A 16,628-nucleotide genomic window follows, 5' to 3' on the forward strand; every position below is an offset into this window, starting at 1 on the left:
TGCGCCGTGCCCCCCGGGACCATCTTGCGTCAAGTCTCGACCGTCGACCGATCAGCCGTCCACGGCCGTGGCCCGCGGGTCACTCGGCGAGGTAGGACTCCACCGCGACGTCACCGGCGATGATCGACTCCCTGAGGGCCTGGACCTCTTCCCACAGGGCCGGGTCCACCTTGTCCTCGAAGTTGTGCAGCGGTGCGATGTCCACGCCGCCGTTCTCGAGGGTGCCGACGTACGGGGTCGGGTCGAACTCGTCGTTGCCCGACGCGACCACGGCCTCCTGGGTGGAGACGTCCATCCCCTTGAGGATCGAGGTGAGGACCAGGTCCTGGGTGGTCGGGTCGGACTCGAAGAAGTCGGCGTCCACACCGATCAGGGCGACGTCCTCGCCGGAGTCGGCGATGGCGTCCATGGCGGACTGGTAGATCGGGCCACCGACGGGGAGGATCACGTCGACGCCCTGGTCCAGGACGTTCTGCGCGGTCTGCTTGGCCGCCGGGTCGGCCGCGAAGCCGCCCGTGAACGAGCCCTTCTTGCCGTCCCAGCCGACCAGCTCGACGTTCTCGCCCTTGGTCTCGTTGTAGTAGTCGACGCCCTGCTTGAAGCCGTCCATGAAGATGGTGACGGTCGGGAAGTCCATGCCGCCGAAGGTGCCGACCTTGCCGGCCTCCGAGTAGCCCGCGGCGAGGTAGCCGGCGAGGAACGCGGCCTGCGCCGTGTCGTACAGCAGCGGCTTGATGTTCTCGGCGTCGGCGTTGCCGTCGAAGTCCGCGTCCGCGGCGTCGTCGACCAGGATGTAGTCGATGTCCGGGTTGGCCGTGGCCGACTCGACGGTGGTGGCGGACAGCGCGAAGCCGACCGTCACGATGGCGTTGCAGCCCTCGGCCACGAGGGACTCGACGTTGCCCTTGTAGTCGCTCTCGGACGTCGACTGGACGTCGACGAGCTCCGTGCCGAGCTCTTCGGCCGCAGCCGTCGCACCCTCGAAGCTGAGCTGGTTGAAGCTCTTGTCGTCGAACCCGCCGGCGTCCGAGACGATGCAGGGCTTGAAGTCACTGGCGGCGGCGCTCTCGCCACCGGTGGACTCCTCCGGGGCGGCGCCGCACGCCGAGAGCGCGAGCGCCGTTGCTCCCGCAAGGGCGGTGAGCCAGACAGCCTTCTTCACTGGTGCTCCTTCGATGATCCTGAGGGCGATGTTCCAGACGGATCTGGAGCCCTATACCGCACCGAGGGTAGCCAGCGCATCTGGCATTTCGCGTTTCGAGACGGTAACCGGAGTAAGTCGTTACCGAAGCGTCATCGACAGCAACAGTTCTCGCTCAGGAGGCAGCGAACTGGGCGAGTGTCCTTACGCCCACGCCGATCGCCCGCTCGTCCACGACCAGATCTCCCTGGTGCAGGTCATAGGTGCGGCCGCCGGGCGTCCGCACGCCGAGCCGCGCCATGGTGCCCGGAACCTTGCGCAGGTACCAGGCGAAGTCCTCGCCGCCCATGGACTGCTCGGTGAGCTGCACGGCGTCGGGGCCGACGGCGTCCCGGATCGCCGCCTCGAGGTCGCCGGTGGCCTCCGCCTCGTTCTCGACGGGCGGCACGCCGTGGGTCACGGTCACCGAGATGTCCACCTGGTACGGGGCCACGACCTGCTCCACGGCCTCGCGCACCAGCTCGCCGGCCTTCTCCCAGGCCCGCACGTCGAGGCAGCGCAGCGTGCCCTTCAGGATGCCGGTGGACGGGATCGCGTTGGGCGTCGAGCCCGCCTGGACGGCGCCCCACGTGAGGTTGACGCCCGAGCGCGGGTCCAGCCGCCGGCCGAGCACGGCGGGCGTCTGCGTGATGACCTGGCCGAGCGCGAACACGACGTCGCCGGTGAGGTGCGGGCGCGAGGTGTGGCCGCCTGCCGACGAGATGGTCACCATGACGGAGTCGCTCGCGGACGTGATGGGGCCGATGCGGGTGCCCACGTAGCCGACGTCGAACTTCGGGTCGCAGTGCAGCGCGGCCATCCGGTCCACGCCGTCCAGCTCCGAGGTCTTGTTGATGATGTCCTCCGCGCCGCCCGGGAAGACCTCCTCGGCGGGCTGGAAGAAGAGCCGGACGCCGCGTCGCAGCCGACCCTCCTCCTGGAGGCGGGCGAGCACGAGGCCCGCGCCGAGCACCACGGTGGTGTGCACGTCGTGCCCGCAGGCGTGCGCCACGCCCGGCCGGGTCGAGGCGAACTCCACGCCGCTCGTCTCGTGCAGCGGCAGCGCGTCGAGGTCGGCGCGCAGGCCCACCCGGCCCTCGCCGTCCGGCCCGTGGTCGGGGCCGATGTCGCAGACCAGGCCGGAACCCGTCGGCAGCGGGCGCGGGTCCAGCCCCGCGGCCCGCAGACGCTCGACCAGCAGCGCGGAGGTGCGGATCTCCTGGCGCGACAGCTCGGGGTGCCGGTGCACGTCGCGGCGGAACGCGACCAGCTCCGCGTCGAACCCGTCGGCCAGCTCGCCCACCCGGGCCGCCAGACCTGCGACGACGTCCGTCGTGTTCCCCCCGGGCACGTCCCCGACCGGCATCTGATCGTCCGAAACGATCTGATCGAAGTCGGCGAGACTGACGGGCTGCTGGGTCGGGTTCACGCACTCACGGTAGCGCCGTCCGCCCCGCGAGACACGGCAGCGGGCGATGCGTCCCACCATGCGGACAACTGTGAGACATCAGGGAAAGATCCTTGATTCAGAGCAGATCTTCCCTGCCCCGTTCGCGGACCGCGGCGACCACGTCCTTGACCTGCTGCGCACGTGCGCGCGTGGTCACCAGGAGCGCGTCGGGCGTGTCCACGACGACGACGTCGTCCAGCCCGAGCACCGTCACCAGGCGGCCGGACGCCGGGACCACCACGGAGCCGGCGCTCTCGATGCGCAGCACGTCGCGCGGGTCGCCGAGCACCTTGGCGCCGCGGTCGTCGTCGGACGGCAGGAGCACCGCCAGCGAGTTGTAGTCCCCGACGTCGTCCCACCCGAACGTCCCCGGCACGACGGCGACGCCGCCGGCCTCCGCGACCGGCTCGGCCACCGCGTGGTCGATGGCGATCTTCTCCAGGCCCGGCCACACCTGAGCGAGCACCGCGGCGCGGCGCGGCGTGTCCCACGCGTCGGCGACGGTCCGCAGGCCGTCGTGCAGCGCGGGCCGCTGCTCGGCGAGGTGCCCCAGCAGCACGGAGGTGCGCGAGACGAACATGCCCGCGTTCCAGCGGTACTCGCCCGAGGCGAGGTAGGTGCGCGCGGTGGCGGCGTCCGGCTTCTCGGTGAACCCGCGCACGTGCAGCGTGTGCGGCGCGCCCTCGACGCCGAGAGGCTCGCCCGAGCGCACGTACCCGAAGGCTGTCGACGGCCGCGACGCCGCGATCCCGACGGTGGTGACGTAGCCCGCGCGCGCGGCGGCCACGGCCTCGCGGACCGCCAGCTCGAACGCGCGCGTCCCGTGGATCACGTGGTCGGCGGCGAACGACCCGATCACCACGTCGCCGTGCCGGTTCTCCAGGACGGCCGCGGCCAGTCCGATCGCCGCCATGGACTCGCGCGGCGACGGCTCGGCGAGCACCGCGTCGTCCGACAGGCCCGGGAGCTGCGCGCGGCAGGCCGCGACGTGCTGCTCACCGGTGACCAGGACGACGCCGTCGGGCCCCGCCAGCGGGCGCAGCCGGCGCTCGGTGGCCTGGAGCAGGGACTGGCCCGATCCGACGAGGTCGTGCAGGAACTTGGGCTCCCCGCCGCGCGACAGCGGCCAGAGCCGGGTGCCGGACCCACCGGCAGGTACCACTGCGAAGAAGTCGTCGATCGGGGACGATAGGGCGGCGGCCGAAGTCATGCCCCGCAGGATGTCAGCAGGACCAGGTTCCCGCAGCCAAAACTCGCCGAATTCCGGGCGAACCCTGGCTGATCCCAGGGGCGGGTCCGGGCAGCAACGCACGAGCAACCTGACGGGTGCCCGAAGCCACGACATCTCCCCTGTGGGATCAGTCACAAATGCCGTGTCTTGATGCCCGCGAGGGCTGCCGGGCGGCGATCGAGGCGAACCTTTGTCATTACAGTGGGGACCAGCCACCCCCCAGCCGGACAGCCATAGGAGGCTCCCGAAGTGCCCACCGCACCAGCAGGCACGTTGTACCGCGGCCGTGAAGGCATGTGGTCGTGGGTCGCGCACCGCGTGACCGGCGTGCTGATCTTCTTCTTCTTGCTCGTGCACGTGCTCGACACAGCCCTGGTGCGCGTGTCCCCCGAGGCGTACAACGCCGCGATCGGCACGTACCAGACCCCGATCATGGGGCTCGGCGAGGCCGGGCTCGTGGCCGCGATCGTCTTCCACGCCTTCAACGGCATCCGCATCATCCTGGTGGACTTCTGGGCCAAGGGCCCCAAGTACCAGAAGGTCATGCTGTGGGTCGTCGTCGGCCTCTTCGTCGTGACGATGGCGGGCTTCCTGCCGCGCCACCTCATCAACGTCTTCACCGGGGGTCACTGATGGCACACGGAACCGCTGCGGTGGCCAAGATCGACTCCCCCCGCTCCCCGTACGCGCGCCGCAAGACGACGCGCGGCAACTACGAGCTGTACTCCTGGGTCTTCATGCGCGCGTCCGGCGTGGTGCTGATCGTCCTGATCTTCGGCCACCTGTTCGTGAACCTGATGGTCGGCGACGGCGTGCACGCCATCGACTTCGGCTTCGTGGCCGGCAAGTGGGCGAGCCCGCTGTGGCAGGTCTGGGACCTCCTCATGCTGTGGCTCGCGATGATCCACGGCACCAACGGCGTGCGCACCATCATCAACGACTACGCGACGCGGGACCTGACGCGCGGCATCCTCAAGGGCCTGCTGCTCCTGGCGTTCACCGTGGTGGTCGTGCTCGGCACCCTCGTGATCTTCACGTTCGACCCGTGCCCGCCGGACGCCCCCGCAGAGCTGCTCGCCTCCTTCTGCACGGCCTAGCGCTCCCGCACTCCCGGCACACCCCCAGCCCCACACTCCGAACCTCATAGCAGGAGGCATCGAGCCCGATGCAGACCCATCAGTACGACGTCGTGATCGTCGGCGCCGGCGGCGCAGGAATGCGCGCCGCCCTCGAGTCGTCGAAGGAGGCCCGCACCGCGGTGATCTCCAAGCTGTACCCCACCCGCTCCCACACGGGTGCCGCCCAGGGCGGCATGGCCGCGGCCCTCGCCAACGTCGAGGACGACAACTGGGAATGGCACACGTTCGACACCGTCAAGGGCGGCGACTACCTCGTCGACCAGGACGCGGCCGAGATCCTCGCGAAGGAAGCCATCGAGTCCGTCCTCGACCTGGAGCGGATGGGCCTCCCGTTCAACCGCACCCCCGAGGGCAAGATCGACCAGCGCCGGTTCGGCGGGCACACCCGTGACCACGGCCAGTCCGCCGTGCGCCGCGCGTGCTACGCCGCCGACCGCACCGGCCACATGATCCTCCAGACGCTCTACCAGAACTGCGTCAAGCAGGACGTCGAGTTCTTCAACGAGTTCTACGTGCTGGACCTCATCACCGACCACGACCTCACCACCGAGGAGATCGCGGACGGCGAGGAGGTCAACGCCACCGGCGTGGTCGCCTACGACCTGGCCACCGGCGAGATCCACGTGTTCCAGGCCAAGGCGATCATCTTCGCCACGGGCGGCGCCGGGAAGATCTTCAAGACCACCTCGAACGCGCACACCCTGACCGGTGACGGCATGGCGCTGGCGTACCGCCGCGGCCTGCCGCTGGAGGACATGGAGTTCTTCCAGTTCCACCCGACAGGTCTCGCGGGCCTGGGCATCCTGCTGTCGGAGGCGGCCCGCGGCGAGGGCGGCATCCTGCGCAACTCCGAGGGCGAGCGCTTCATGGAGCGCTACGCCCCCACCATCAAGGACCTCGCGCCGCGCGACATCGTGGCCCGGTCCATGGCCAACGAGGTCCGCGAGGGCCGGGGCGCCGGGCCGAACAAGGACTACGTGCTGCTCGACCTGACGCACCTGGAGCCGGCGCACATCGACGCCAAGCTCCCGGACATCACCGAGTTCGCGCGCACCTACCTGGGCATCGAGCCCTACACCGAGCCCGTCCCGGTGTACCCCACGGCGCACTACGCCATGGGCGGCGTGCCGACCAACATCCAGGGCGAGGTGCTCCGCGACGGCGTCAACGTGGTCAAGGGCCTCTACGCCGCCGGTGAGGTCGCCTGCGTGTCCGTGCACGGCTCCAACCGCCTCGGCACCAACTCGCTGCTCGACATCAACGTGTTCGGCAAGCGCTCCGGCCGGGCGGCCGCCGCGTACGCGAAGACGGCGGAGTTCCACGACCTCCCCGCGGACCCGACGGTGCGCGTGGTCGAGCAGCTCGACGAGATGCGCAACCGGCCCGACGGCGAGCGCGTGGCGGACATCCGCAAGGCGCTGCAGGACACCATGGACCTCAACGCCCAGGTGTTCCGCACGGGCGACTCGCTGAACCAGGCCCTGGCCGACATCCGCGAGCTGCAGAAGCGCTACCGCAACGCGTCCGTCCAGGACAAGGGCAAGCTCTTCAACACCGACCTGCTGGAGGCGATCGAGCTGGGCTTCCTGCTCGACATCGCCGAGGTCACCGTGGTCGCGGCGATCAACCGCAAGGAGTCGCGCGGCGGTCACTACCGCGAGGACTTCCCCCACCGCGACGACGCCAACTACATGCTGCACACGATGGCCTACCGGCGCCCCACCGCGGCGTCCGACCAGGCCGAGGGTCACGTCGAGGGCTACTTCGACCACGTCGAGGAGTTCGACGGCTACAAGGTCGTCCTGGGCTCCAAGCCCGTCGTCCAGACCCGGTACGAGCCGATGGAGCGTAAGTACTGATGACTGCCACACTCGAAGCCGCCACCCCGACTCCCGCCGCGGGCGAGATCCCCTCGTTCACGGTCACGCTGCGCATCCGGCGGTTCAACCCCGAGGTGTCCGAAGAGGCCACCTGGCAGGACTTCACCGTCGAGGCGCACGGCACCGACCGCATCCTCGACGCCCTGCACAAGATCAAGTGGGACGAGGACGGCTCGCTCACGTTCCGCCGCTCCTGTGCTCACGGAGTCTGCGGGTCGGACGCGATGCGGATCAACGGCCGCAACCGCCTCGCCTGCAAGACGCTGCTCAAGGACGTCAACCCGGACAAGCCCATCACGGTCGAGCCCATCAAGGGCCTGCCGGTCGTGAAGGACCTCGTGGTCGACATGGAGCCGTTCTTCGCCTCCTACCGCGAGATCATGCCGTTCCTCATCACGTCCGGGAACGAGCCCTCCAAGGAGCGCTACCAGTCCCCCGAGGACCGCGCGAAGTTCGACGACACCACCAAGTGCATCCTGTGCGCCGCGTGCACGTCGTCCTGCCCGGTGTTCTGGACGGACGGCCAGTACTTCGGCCCGGCCGCGATCGTGAACGCGCACCGCTTCATCTTCGACAGCCGTGACGAGGGTGGCACGCAGCGCCTGGAGATCCTCAACGACAAGGAGGGCGTGTGGCGCTGCCGCACGACCTTCAACTGCACCGAGGCGTGCCCCCGCGGCATCGAGGTGACGAAGGCGATCCAGGAGGTCAAGCGCGCGATGATCACCCGCGCGTTCTGATCCTTCGGGGAGAACGGGGCGGCACGGGACGAGGTCCTATGCCGCCCCGTTCTGCGTGTCCGCGGCTGAGGGATCGGCCTCCGACATCCAGGCCGAGGCCAGGAGGAGGACCCGGGCCAGGATGTTGACCAGGATCAGCACGGTGGCCACCACCGCGAAGGACGCCAGCAGGGCGTTGCGGGAGGCCGCGCTCGTGATCACCTCGGTGCCGAGGTAGCGCAGGGCCCCGGAGACGACGCCGACGGCCAGGGCGCCGAGCAGCAGGTCGCGCCGCGGCACGCGCACGCCGCCCACGTAGCGCACCACGGCGGCCACCACTGCGACGTCGAGCGCCAGCGTCACGGCCATCCCGCCGGCCCGCACGGCGAACGACACCACCCCGCCGTCCAGACCCAGGCTCTCCAGCACCCAGGGCACTGCGGCCGACGCCGCGACGCTCGCCGCCGCGGCCAGCAGCACGCCGGCCCCCAGCAGCACGAACCCCAGGAGCTGGCGCAGCCGCTCGGTGACCGGGTTGCCGGTGCTCTCCGTCAGGCCGAACATCGCGCGCACCGACGAGCGCAACGCGCCCATGAAGCCCGTCGCGGACCAGAGCAGCACGACAGCAGCGACGACGGACGTCCAGCTCAGTCCCGTCGACAGCACCAGGTCCGACGGCGTCAGCACGCCCCCGCTGCCCGTGTCCACCAGGCCCGGGACCCAGTCGTCGACCTGCGCCAGCACCGCGACCCGCAGGTCGTTGTCACCGCCGAGCACCCGGACGAACACCGTGTAGCCGATCGCGAGGGCCGCGAACAGCGAGAACAGCGCCGCGAAGGCCATACCGCCGGACAGCACGCTGCCGTTGGCCGTGTTGTACCGGTTGAGGGCACGCCCGGCGCGCGTCGCCTCCCAGGCCGCCCAGGCCGCCCGCCCGAGCTCGATCAGCCGCCTCATCGCGACGAGACTAGACGCCGAGGGGGAACGCCGCCTGTGGTCGCCAGATCCCGTCGTCACCGTGCTCGTACTGGTAGAACCGGTCGACGTCGAAGTCCGCGGAGTAGTCCGCCATCGCCTCGAACGCCTTGTCGAGGTCGGCATCGGGCACCTCGTGCGCGATGGTCACGTGCGGGTGGTAGTTGAACCGCAGCTCGCCGTCCAGGATCCCCGTGCGCACGCTCGCCTCCAGCCGCTCGCACTCGGAGATGCCCTGCGCCAGGGCCACGAACACCACCGGCGAGATGGGCCGGAAGGTGGCCGTGCCGCGCAGCCGCACGGTGAACGGCGGCGCGGCCGCGGCCACGGCGGCCAGGTGCTCCCGCGCCTCGGCGAGCCGCCCGGCGTCGAGCAGCGTGGGTCCCAGCAGCGTGATGTGGGGAGGGATGAAGTTCGCGAGCGGGTCGTCGGCAGCCACCCGCGCCGCGCTGAGCTGCGCGGCGTAGGGCTCCGGGATCTCGATCGCGATCCCGATGCGGACCTGGCCCGGTCCGCGCTCGGGGAGGTTCACCGTTCGCCTCGCGCGGGCAGCAGCCCGAACCGTTCGTACATCCGGTCCAGCACCGGGCGGGCGATCGCGCGGGCCCGGTCGGCGCCGTCGGCCAGCACCTTGTCGAGCTGCGCGGGGTCCGCGAGGTACGTGTTGGCCCGGGCCTGGAACGGCTCGAGGAAGGCGACGACGGCGTCGGCCAGGTCCACCTTGAGGTAGCCGTAGCCGCGGCCGTCGTACTCCTTGGCGATCGAGTCGATGTCGCGGCCGGTCACGGCCGAGAAGATCGTCAGCAGGTTCGAGATGCCCGGCTTCTCGGCCGGGTCGAAGCGCACGCCGTAGGACTCGTCGGCGTCGGTCACGGCCGACTTGATGGCCTTGACCGCCTTCTTGGGGTCCTCCAGCAGCCAGACGACGCCCTTGCCGCCGGTGCTGGACTTGCTCATCTTGGCGCTCGGGTCCTGCAGGTCCTGGATCTTCGCCACGGCCTTGACGATGTGCGCGTCCGGCACGACGGCGGTGCCCTCACCGAAGCGGCTGTTCAGGCGCTCCGCGAGGTCGCGGGTGAGCTCCAGGTGCTGGCGCTGGTCCTCGCCCACGGGGACCAGGCCGGCGTCGTACAGCAGGATGTCGGCCGCCATCAGCACGGGGTACGTGAAGAGCCCGACCGTGGTGCCCTCGCTGCCCTGCTTCGCCGACTTGTCCTTGAACTGCGTCATGCGCCCGGCCTCGCCGAACCCGGTCTGGCAGCTCAGCAGCCACGCCAGCTCGGCGTGCGCCGCCACGTGCGACTGCACGAACAGGATGGAGCGCTCGGGGTCGATGCCGCCGGCCAGGTACTGCGCGGCGGTGCGGCGGGTGCGCTCGCGCAGCAGCGCCGGGTCGGGGTTGACCGTCAGCGCGTGCAGGTCGACGACGCAGTAGAGCGCGTCGTAGGAGTCCTGCAGCGCGATCCACTGGGACAGGGCACCGATGTAGTTGCCCAGGTGGAGCGAGCCGTCGGTCGGCTGCATCCCGGAGAAGATGCGCTTCCGGGTGGGGTGGTCGGCCACGGCAGCGGTGTCCGGCGCGGTCGGGGTGTGGGACGACATGGCCAACATTCTGGCAGGTCCATGCGCGCTCACCGAATCCTCAGGTCGCTTCGTCGTCGTACGGCGCCTTCCCGGGTTCCGCGGCCGGTCCGGCCGACGTCGCTGACATGCCGTTGCGCGCCGCGACCCCGTCCGCGGCCCGCGAGGCGGCGGATCGGGAGTACTCGGACGGGCCGTCGTCCATCAGCGCGTCCCGCACGATCCTGCGCGGGTCGTACTGGCGCGGGTCGAGCTTGGACCAGTCCACGTCGCTGAACTCCGGCCCGAGCTCGTCGTCGACGCGGGCCTTGGCGTTCTGGAGCAGGTCGCGGCCACGACGCACCAGGGCGCCGAGCTGCTCCGCGTAGGTGGGCAGGCGCTCCGGGCCGATCACGAGCATCGCGACCACCAGGATGATCACGAACTCCCAGCCGTTGATACCGAACACGGTCAGAGCCTACTCGCGTCGCGGGACGGCCCGGAGAACGCCGGATGAACCCCGTTCACTGGCCGCTCGACCGCTCTTCGAGCACCACGCGGACCTCGCGCTCGTCGTTCCCGGACCGCACCTCGAGCGTCACCGGGTCGCCGGGCGCCTTGGCGCGGATCGCGACGATGAGCTCGTCGGCCACCGACACAGGGCGGCCGTCGACCGCGAGGATCACGTCGCCGGGCTTGATGCCCGCCTGGTCGGCGGGACCGTCCGGCGTCACCGCGGGCGTGCCCTGCTGGGCCTCCTCGGACACCTGGACACCCTCGCCCTGGTAGCTGGGGTCGAGCAGCACGCCGATGATCGGGAACGTCGCGGTGCCCGTCTCGATGAGCTGCTCGGCCGTGTGCCGCGCCTGGTTGGACGGGATGGCGAAGCCGAGGCCGATGTTGCCGGTGGCCGTGGTGGTGCCCGGCCCCTGCGCGATGGCCGAGTTGATGCCGATCACCTCGCCCGCCGAGTTGACGAGCGGGCCGCCGGAGTTGCCGGGGTTGATCGCGGCGTCCGTCTGGATGGCGTCGATGAAGGCCGCCTCCGCGGACTCCCCCGCCTTGACCGGGCGGTGCAGCGCGCTGACGATGCCGGTGGTCACCGTGGCCTCCAGGCCGAGCGGCGAACCGACGGCGAGCACCGAGTCGCCGACCACGACGTCGTCGGAGTCGCCCAGCACGAGCGGCTCCAGCCCCGTCTCCTCGACCCGGATGACGGCGAGGTCGTAGTCCGGCGTGGCCCCCACCAGCTCGGCGGGCTGCTCGTGGCCGTCCGAGAAGGTGACCGTCACGTCCGCCCCCGAGGCCGCCTCGGCGACCACGTGGTTGTTCGTGAGGATGTAGCCCTCGGACTTCAGGATCATGCCCGACCCGGTGGCCACGCCCTGCTGGGCGCGCACCTCGATCGAGACCACGCTCGGCAGCGCGGCCGCGGCGATCGCGGCCACCGAGCCCTCGGGACGGTCCACGTGGGTGGTGCCCGCGGCGGGCCGGGGCAACGCGGCGTCCGCCGGGCGCGCCGTCTCGCGGGCGTCCAGGAGCGCGTAGGCGCCCACGCCGCCGCCCGCACCGGCGAGCAGGCCCAGCAGCACGACGGCGGACACCGTCCCCGCGCCGAGCCTGCTCCGGCGCGACCGGGGCGGCTGTGCCGTGCCGTACGGGGCGGTCCCGTGGGGCGCCGTTGCGTGGGGGTCCGTCCCCGTGCGGGACGCTTCGGAGCCCGTGTGCGGCGCGTCCTGCCCGACGGCCGGCGGCGCGGGGATCGTGGTCAGGTAGCCCGTCGTCGGGAGCTGCTGCGTCGGCTGGCTCTGGGCCGGCTGGCCCTGCGCCGGGGCGTGCTGCACCGGGAGCTGCGCCGTCGGACGCTCGGCCGCCGGCTCCTCTGCCGGCGCCCCCGTGGGCGCGGGTTCGGGCGTGCGCCCCGCGGCCGGCGTCGGCTCGTTCGCGGGGGGCACTGCTGCGCGCGGTGTGGGAGGCGCGAACGGGTTCTCGTCGGTCATGGGCTTTCGATGGCTCCTGTCACGGTGTGCCACCCGCGGGCGATGCGGGGCAGGACCCCGGCATCGTAGCCATGCTCACCGAACGACGCCACGAGCTCGGTCAGCACCTCCTCCGGCGCGTCGGCGACGACGTCGACCACCATGTCGTCGGACTGCCACGCCACGTGGGCGGGCTCCGTGGCGAGCACCTGGACGCCGCCGACCGTCGTACCGCCCTGGGCGAGCTGCCCGGCGCGCTCGCGCACCACGGCGTGGCCCGAGGGACCGGTGAGGTCGATCTCCAGCGTCTGGCCCTCGTCGCCCACCAGGCGCATGGCCGAGACGGTGTAGCCGTCGGGCAGGTCGGCGGGCGCCACCCAGCCGTTGTCCGCGGCCCAGTCGAGCGCGGCGGGCGTGACCTGGGCGGGGTCCACGTCGAGCTCCGCGAGCACGTCCTGGCCGGCCGCCGCGGCGTCGGGCCCCGTGCGGCCGAGCATCGTCATGCTGGTCTGCGCGGAGAGCTGCGGGGACACCACGGGCACGTCGCCGAGCGTGAAGAGGGCGAGGCCCAGCACACCGGCGCCGCCGACGCCGAGCGCGGTGATCCGGGCCGTCCTGCGGCGGCGCGCCGGGCGGTCGATCCGGCCGTCGAAGTCGCCGAAGGCCGAGGCCTGCCACACCGGCGCGGCCAGCGGGTCCGGACCCAGGAACGGGCGGCGCAGCGGGTCCTCGTCGGTGGACGGGATGCTGGCCTGCAGCGCCATCAGCCGGGCGGTGAGGGCCGGGTCGGGCACCACGTCGGCGGCCGACAGGAGCGCCCGCCGAGCCGCGCGCGCCGTGTCGAGCTCGCGGGCGCACAGGCGGCACATCGTCACGTGGGAGAGCGCGCGCTCCGTCTCCGCGGGCGAGAGCTGCCCGTCGGCCAGCGCGCTGACCAGGTCACCGAGGTGGCTCATCGCGCGCCCCCGCGCGTCGGCGCCAGGTGCTCCAGGGCGTCGCGGAGCTGGGCCCGGGCGCGGTGGATCCGGGAGCGCACGGTGCCGAGCTTGACGCCCAGGGTCACGGCGATCTCCTCGTAGCTCAGGCCCTCGATGTCGCACAGCACCACGGCCGCGCGGTACTCGGGGCGCAGGGCGTCGAGCGCGCGCTGCACGTCCTGGTCCAGGTTGGCGTGCTCGTACCCGCGCTCCGGGCGGCCGAAGTCGCCGGTGTCGGCGACGTGACCGTCGTCGTCACCCATCGCCTCCATGCGGATGCGCTTCTTGCGGCGCGCCTGGTCCAGGAACAGGTTGGTGGTGATGCGGTGCAGCCAGCCCTCGAACGTGCCCGGCGTGTAGCTGGACAGCGAACGGAACACCCGGATGAAGGTCTCCTGCGTCAGGTCCTCGGCGTCCTGCTTGTTGCCGGTCAGACGGTAGGCGAGCCGGTAGACGCGCGCGGAGTGCTCGCGCACGATCTCTTCCCAGGTAGGCGGTTGCCAGGGCAGGTCTGCCGCGCCGGCCCCGGAGGGTACCGACGCGGCCGCGTCTGCTGCTGGGCGAGTGCTCACAGAAGTCATCGTCCTCTCAACGTACGTCAAAGCCCAGGCGTTCCCACGGGCTGTACCCTGACGCCGCACGTGATGTACACAACTGCCCGGTTCAGCGGAGGAAGCCATCAGCACAGCGGAGCCGTCAGGCCACGGCAGGGTCGCGGCCTGGGTCTACAGCGAGGCCTTCGTCCCCGAGGACGAGGTGCTGCTGCGCGCCCGCGAACGCGCCTCGGAGCTGGGCTGCACCGCCGTGCTGCCCGGGGTCGGCGCGGTGCTGCGGGTGCTCGCGGCCGCCACGAACGCGCACGCCGTGGTGGAGGTCGGCACGGGGGCCGGGGTGGCAGCGCTCTGGCTGCTGCGAGGCATGCCGCAGGACGGCCAGCTCACCACCATCGACCGGGAGGTGGAGCACCAGCGCGCCGCGCGCGCGGCGTTCGTGGAGGACGGCGTGGCCCCGCACCGCACCCGGATCATCCCCGGGCGGCCCGGGGACGTGCTGCCGCGGCTGGCGGACGGTGCCTACGACCTGGTGCTCGTGGCGAGCGACCCGCTCGCGTACCCCGAGTACGTGGACGAGGCCCTGCGGCTGCTGCGCCCGGGCGGCGTGCTCGCCGTCGACAGCGCCCTGCTGCGGGACCGGGTGGCGGACCCCGCACGTCGCGACGAGCTCACCACCGTGGTGCGCGAGGTGGGCCGGACGCTGCGGAACGACGAGCGGGTGCTGCCCGCCATGCTGCCGAGCGGGGACGGGCTGCTGCTGGCCGTCCGCCGCTGACCTGCCGAGAGGCCGGTTCTCGCGACGGACGGCCGCCGAAAGACTGGAGACCGGGTCGGCCGGGTCAGCCGACGACGGTCTGGAGAGCGTCTCCGAGCTCGCTGGCCTCGGTCGCGTTGAGCTCGACGACGAGCCGACCGCCGCCCTCGAGCGGCACACGCATGACAATGCCGCGCCCCTCCTTGGTGACCTCGAGCGGTCCGTCACCCGTTCGCGGCTTCATCGCAGCCATGTGTGGCTCTCCCATTCCGTTGTCCGGTGTGTAGCAGCATTCATGTCTCCGGCGAACGCCGAGGGCACAGACCCATTCTAGTTCAAATGGCGCTCCTTACTTTCCACTCGCCCATTCGTCGGTCGTTCACCCGACCGGGTGCCCGGAAGGGAGTCGAATCGTGCGTGGGCTCAGGCAAGACCCCTCAGGGCGGCGGCCGGCGGCGCCTCGTCGCGCAGGGCGGCCACGAGGTCGAGCACCCGACGCGTCGCGGCCACGTCGTGGGCCCGGAAGACCCGCGCGCCGAGCCACGCGGCCACCGCCGTCGCGGCCAGCGTCCCCTCCAGGCGCTCCTCGGGCGGCAGGTCGAGCGTCTCCCCCACGAAGTCCTTGCGGGAGAGCGCCATGAGCAACGGAAAGCCGAGCCCGGCGAGCGCCTCCGTGCGCCGCAGGAGATGCAGCGAGTGCCACGTGTTCTTGCCGAAGTCGTGGGTCGGGTCCACGAGCACGGACTCGCGCGGCACACCGGTCGCGACGGCCCGCTCCGCGGCGGCCCGCAGGGTCGCCACGACGTCGGCCACCAGGCCGTCGCGCCCGTCCCCCGCCCCCGCGGCCAGGCCGTACTCCACGCGGTACGGGTCCGTGCGCGGCACGGCGCCGCCCGTGTGCGAGCACACGACGCCGACGCCGGCGGCACCCGCCACCTCCACGAGGCCGGGATCGTGCCCGGCCCAGGTGTCGTTGATCAGGTCCGCGCCGGCGTCGATCGCGGCGCGGGCCACCCCCGCACGCCACGTGTCGACCGAGACCAGCAGGTCGGGCACGGCGCGGCGCACGGCGCCCACGAACGGCACGACGCGCCGGATCTCCTCGGCCTCGTCGACGGGAGCGCCGTTGCCCGCCCGCACACCGCCGACGTCGAGGATCTCGGCGCCGTCTGCCCAGGCGCGCTCCGCGGCGGCCAGCGCCGCGGCGTCGTCGGGCACCCGGGCGGGCGCGTAGAACGAGTCGGTGGTGCGGTTGAGCACCGCCATCACGACCGGTCGCACCGCGCGGCCGTCGCGCCCCACCTCGCGCCCGCGCAGCACCAGCCGCTCGGACGGCGGCGGAACCGCCGTCCCGGGAACCTCCGGGCGGTCCACCTACGCGGTGCCCAGGGAGTTCAGCTGCCCCTGCCGGTTGCCCGCGGCCTCCTCCGTGGCGCGCTCGGCGGCCACCGCCGCCTGCAGGGCCGCCTGCTCCGCCGCGATCTGGTGGGCGCGGTCGACCACGTGCCGCACCGCGTCCGCCGGGTCGTCGGTGAGGTGGACGATGTCGAGGTCGGCCTCGCTGATGGTGCCGTGCTCCAGCGCCGTCGAGCGGACCCACTCCAGGAGACCGCCCCAGTACCGCGTGCCCACGAGCACGATCGGGAACTGGGTGACCTTGTGCGTCTGCACCAGGGTGACGGCCTCGAACAGCTCGTCGAACGTGCCGAAACCGCCCGGCATGACGATGAATCCCTGCGCGTACTTCAGGAACATCGTCTTTCGCGCGAAGAAGTAGCGGAAGTTGATTCCGAGATTGACGTACTCGTTCACGCCCTGTTCGAAGGGCAGCTCGATACCGAGGCCCACGGACGTGCCGCCCGCCTCGGCAGCACCCTTGTTCGCGGCCTCCATGATCCCGGGGCCGCCACCCGTGATGACGGCGTAGCCGGCCTCGACCAGCAGCCGGCCCACGGTCTCGCCGGCGGCGTAGTCCGCGTGGCCCGGCTTGGTCCGCGCCGAGCCGAAGACCGAGACGGCCTGGCCGAGCTCGGCCAGCGCGCCGAAACCCTCGACGAACTCGCTCTGGATGCGCAGCACCCGCCACGGGTCGGAGTGCAGCCAGTCGGTGTCCTGGTCGGAGGCCAGGAGGCGCTGGTCCGTCGTGGTGCGCGGGATCTGGTTCCCGCGCAGGAGCACCGGACCACGGCGATAGCCGCGGCCGGACTGTGGAATGCCGTCGTCGCTCATG

Annotated in this window: 18 protein-coding genes; 5 read left to right on the top strand and 13 right to left on the bottom strand. The window is 71.8% G+C overall.

The window, feature by feature from the left end:
- Window positions 1-79: 79 nt before the first annotated feature.
- The 3 genes from AB0I29_RS08105 to AB0I29_RS08115 all read right to left on the bottom strand — a co-directional run bounded on the left by AB0I29_RS08105 (window position 80) and on the right by AB0I29_RS08115 (window position 3,840).
- Window positions 80-1,162 carry a BMP family ABC transporter substrate-binding protein gene (locus tag AB0I29_RS08105; protein WP_285102746.1) on the bottom strand — a complete coding sequence of 361 codons (1,083 nt, stop codon included), beginning with the start codon at window positions 1,160-1,162 and terminating at the stop codon, window positions 80-82.
- Between the two features lie 154 nt (window positions 1,163-1,316).
- The gene (locus tag AB0I29_RS08110) at window positions 1,317-2,546 is read right to left on the bottom strand and encodes an amidohydrolase (RefSeq protein WP_285103155.1); all 1,230 of its coding nucleotides are present in this window, start codon (window positions 2,544-2,546) and stop codon (window positions 1,317-1,319) included.
- A 160-nt stretch (window positions 2,547-2,706) separates the two neighbouring features.
- Window positions 2,707-3,840, bottom strand: coding sequence for a mannose-1-phosphate guanylyltransferase (locus AB0I29_RS08115; RefSeq protein WP_285102744.1), 1,134 nt, complete (start codon window positions 3,838-3,840; stop codon window positions 2,707-2,709).
- A gap of 270 nt (window positions 3,841-4,110) precedes the next feature.
- Between AB0I29_RS08115 and sdhC the strand changes: the two genes are divergently transcribed.
- The 4 genes from sdhC to AB0I29_RS08135 all read left to right on the top strand — a co-directional run bounded on the left by sdhC (window position 4,111) and on the right by AB0I29_RS08135 (window position 7,620).
- Window positions 4,111-4,494, top strand: a complete 384-nt coding sequence (sdhC, locus tag AB0I29_RS08120) for a succinate dehydrogenase, cytochrome b556 subunit (protein WP_285102742.1) — start codon at window positions 4,111-4,113, stop codon at window positions 4,492-4,494.
- On the top strand, window positions 4,494-4,958 hold the full coding sequence (locus AB0I29_RS08125; RefSeq protein ID WP_285102741.1) for a succinate dehydrogenase hydrophobic membrane anchor subunit: 465 nt from the start codon (window positions 4,494-4,496) through the stop codon (window positions 4,956-4,958). Before sdhC ends, AB0I29_RS08125 begins: the two co-directional genes overlap by 1 nt.
- Before the next feature lie 68 nt (window positions 4,959-5,026).
- Entirely contained in the window at window positions 5,027-6,859 is a 1,833-nt protein-coding gene (gene sdhA / locus AB0I29_RS08130) for a succinate dehydrogenase flavoprotein subunit (RefSeq protein ID WP_285102740.1), read from the top strand.
- Complete coding sequence (locus tag AB0I29_RS08135; RefSeq protein ID WP_357480169.1) at window positions 6,859-7,620, top strand: succinate dehydrogenase iron-sulfur subunit; 762 nt, start codon at window positions 6,859-6,861, stop codon at window positions 7,618-7,620. Before sdhA ends, AB0I29_RS08135 begins: the two co-directional genes overlap by 1 nt.
- 36 nt (window positions 7,621-7,656) lie before the next feature.
- Here AB0I29_RS08135 and AB0I29_RS08140 read toward each other — a convergent pair whose 3' ends face one another.
- Genes AB0I29_RS08140 through sigE form a run of 7 tightly spaced genes read right to left on the bottom strand, consistent with a single transcriptional unit; the run spans window position 7,657 to window position 13,671 of the window.
- On the bottom strand, window positions 7,657-8,556 hold the full coding sequence (locus tag AB0I29_RS08140) for a YhjD/YihY/BrkB family envelope integrity protein (RefSeq protein WP_357480172.1): 900 nt from the start codon (window positions 8,554-8,556) through the stop codon (window positions 7,657-7,659).
- A 10-nt stretch (window positions 8,557-8,566) separates the two neighbouring features.
- Entirely contained in the window at window positions 8,567-9,106 is a 540-nt protein-coding gene (locus AB0I29_RS08145; RefSeq protein ID WP_285102735.1) for a 2'-5' RNA ligase family protein, read from the bottom strand.
- A complete protein-coding gene (trpS, locus tag AB0I29_RS08150; protein WP_285102734.1) occupies window positions 9,103-10,176 on the bottom strand; it encodes a tryptophan--tRNA ligase in 1,074 nt (357 codons plus the stop codon). Before trpS ends, AB0I29_RS08145 begins: the two co-directional genes overlap by 4 nt.
- 40 nt (window positions 10,177-10,216) lie before the next feature.
- The gene (locus AB0I29_RS08155) at window positions 10,217-10,603 is read right to left on the bottom strand and encodes a twin-arginine translocase TatA/TatE family subunit (RefSeq protein WP_285102732.1); all 387 of its coding nucleotides are present in this window, start codon (window positions 10,601-10,603) and stop codon (window positions 10,217-10,219) included.
- Between the two features lie 55 nt (window positions 10,604-10,658).
- Window positions 10,659-12,134, bottom strand: a complete 1,476-nt coding sequence (locus tag AB0I29_RS08160; RefSeq protein ID WP_357480176.1) for a trypsin-like peptidase domain-containing protein — start codon at window positions 12,132-12,134, stop codon at window positions 10,659-10,661.
- The gene (locus tag AB0I29_RS08165; RefSeq protein WP_285102729.1) at window positions 12,131-13,069 is read right to left on the bottom strand and encodes a zf-HC2 domain-containing protein; all 939 of its coding nucleotides are present in this window, start codon (window positions 13,067-13,069) and stop codon (window positions 12,131-12,133) included. The genes AB0I29_RS08160 and AB0I29_RS08165 overlap by 4 nt, the downstream gene beginning before the upstream one ends.
- Window positions 13,066-13,671: an RNA polymerase sigma factor SigE gene (sigE, locus tag AB0I29_RS08170; RefSeq protein WP_357480179.1), complete on the bottom strand. Its 606-nt coding sequence runs from the start codon at window positions 13,669-13,671 to the stop codon at window positions 13,066-13,068. The genes AB0I29_RS08165 and sigE overlap by 4 nt, the downstream gene beginning before the upstream one ends.
- 175 nt (window positions 13,672-13,846) lie before the next feature.
- Here sigE and AB0I29_RS08175 point away from each other — a divergent pair, with 175 nt between their 5' ends.
- Complete coding sequence (locus AB0I29_RS08175) at window positions 13,847-14,419, top strand: O-methyltransferase (protein WP_350224564.1); 573 nt, start codon at window positions 13,847-13,849, stop codon at window positions 14,417-14,419.
- A gap of 64 nt (window positions 14,420-14,483) precedes the next feature.
- Here AB0I29_RS08175 and AB0I29_RS08180 read toward each other — a convergent pair whose 3' ends face one another.
- From AB0I29_RS08180 to AB0I29_RS08190, 3 genes are all read right to left on the bottom strand, one after another.
- Window positions 14,484-14,651, bottom strand: coding sequence for a DUF3117 domain-containing protein (locus AB0I29_RS08180; protein WP_084467633.1), 168 nt, complete (start codon window positions 14,649-14,651; stop codon window positions 14,484-14,486).
- Window positions 14,652-14,821: 170 nt separating this feature from the next.
- Window positions 14,822-15,772, bottom strand: a complete 951-nt coding sequence (gene folP, locus AB0I29_RS08185) for a dihydropteroate synthase (protein WP_357480182.1) — start codon at window positions 15,770-15,772, stop codon at window positions 14,822-14,824.
- Window positions 15,773-16,627, bottom strand: a complete 855-nt coding sequence (locus tag AB0I29_RS08190) for a TIGR00730 family Rossman fold protein (protein ID WP_285102724.1) — start codon at window positions 16,625-16,627, stop codon at window positions 15,773-15,775.
- Window position 16,628 lies beyond the last annotated feature (1 nt).

It is taken from the genome of Promicromonospora sp. NPDC050262, assembly GCF_040655935.1.
In the GTDB taxonomy this organism is placed as follows: Bacteria; Actinomycetota; Actinomycetes; order Actinomycetales; family Cellulomonadaceae; genus Promicromonospora.

Coding starts and splice junctions, on each gene's coding strand:
- AB0I29_RS08190 (WP_285102724.1), bottom strand. CDS start 16,627: ATGAGCGACGACGGCATTCCACAGTCCGGCCGCGGCTATCGCCGTGGT.
- AB0I29_RS08125 (WP_285102741.1), top strand. CDS start 4,494: ATGGCACACGGAACCGCTGCGGTGGCCAAGATCGACTCCCCCCGCTCC.
- trpS (WP_285102734.1), bottom strand. CDS start 10,176: ATGTCGTCCCACACCCCGACCGCGCCGGACACCGCTGCCGTGGCCGAC.
- AB0I29_RS08115 (WP_285102744.1), bottom strand. CDS start 3,840: ATGACTTCGGCCGCCGCCCTATCGTCCCCGATCGACGACTTCTTCGCA.
- AB0I29_RS08135 (WP_357480169.1), top strand. CDS start 6,859: ATGACTGCCACACTCGAAGCCGCCACCCCGACTCCCGCCGCGGGCGAG.
- AB0I29_RS08180 (WP_084467633.1), bottom strand. CDS start 14,651: ATGGCTGCGATGAAGCCGCGAACGGGTGACGGACCGCTCGAGGTCACC.
- sdhA (WP_285102740.1), top strand. CDS start 5,027: ATGCAGACCCATCAGTACGACGTCGTGATCGTCGGCGCCGGCGGCGCA.
- AB0I29_RS08160 (WP_357480176.1), bottom strand. CDS start 12,134: ATGACCGACGAGAACCCGTTCGCGCCTCCCACACCGCGCGCAGCAGTG.
- AB0I29_RS08110 (WP_285103155.1), bottom strand. CDS start 2,546: ATGCCGGTCGGGGACGTGCCCGGGGGGAACACGACGGACGTCGTCGCA.
- sigE (WP_357480179.1), bottom strand. CDS start 13,671: ATGACTTCTGTGAGCACTCGCCCAGCAGCAGACGCGGCCGCGTCGGTA.
- AB0I29_RS08140 (WP_357480172.1), bottom strand. CDS start 8,556: ATGAGGCGGCTGATCGAGCTCGGGCGGGCGGCCTGGGCGGCCTGGGAG.
- AB0I29_RS08165 (WP_285102729.1), bottom strand. CDS start 13,069: ATGAGCCACCTCGGTGACCTGGTCAGCGCGCTGGCCGACGGGCAGCTC.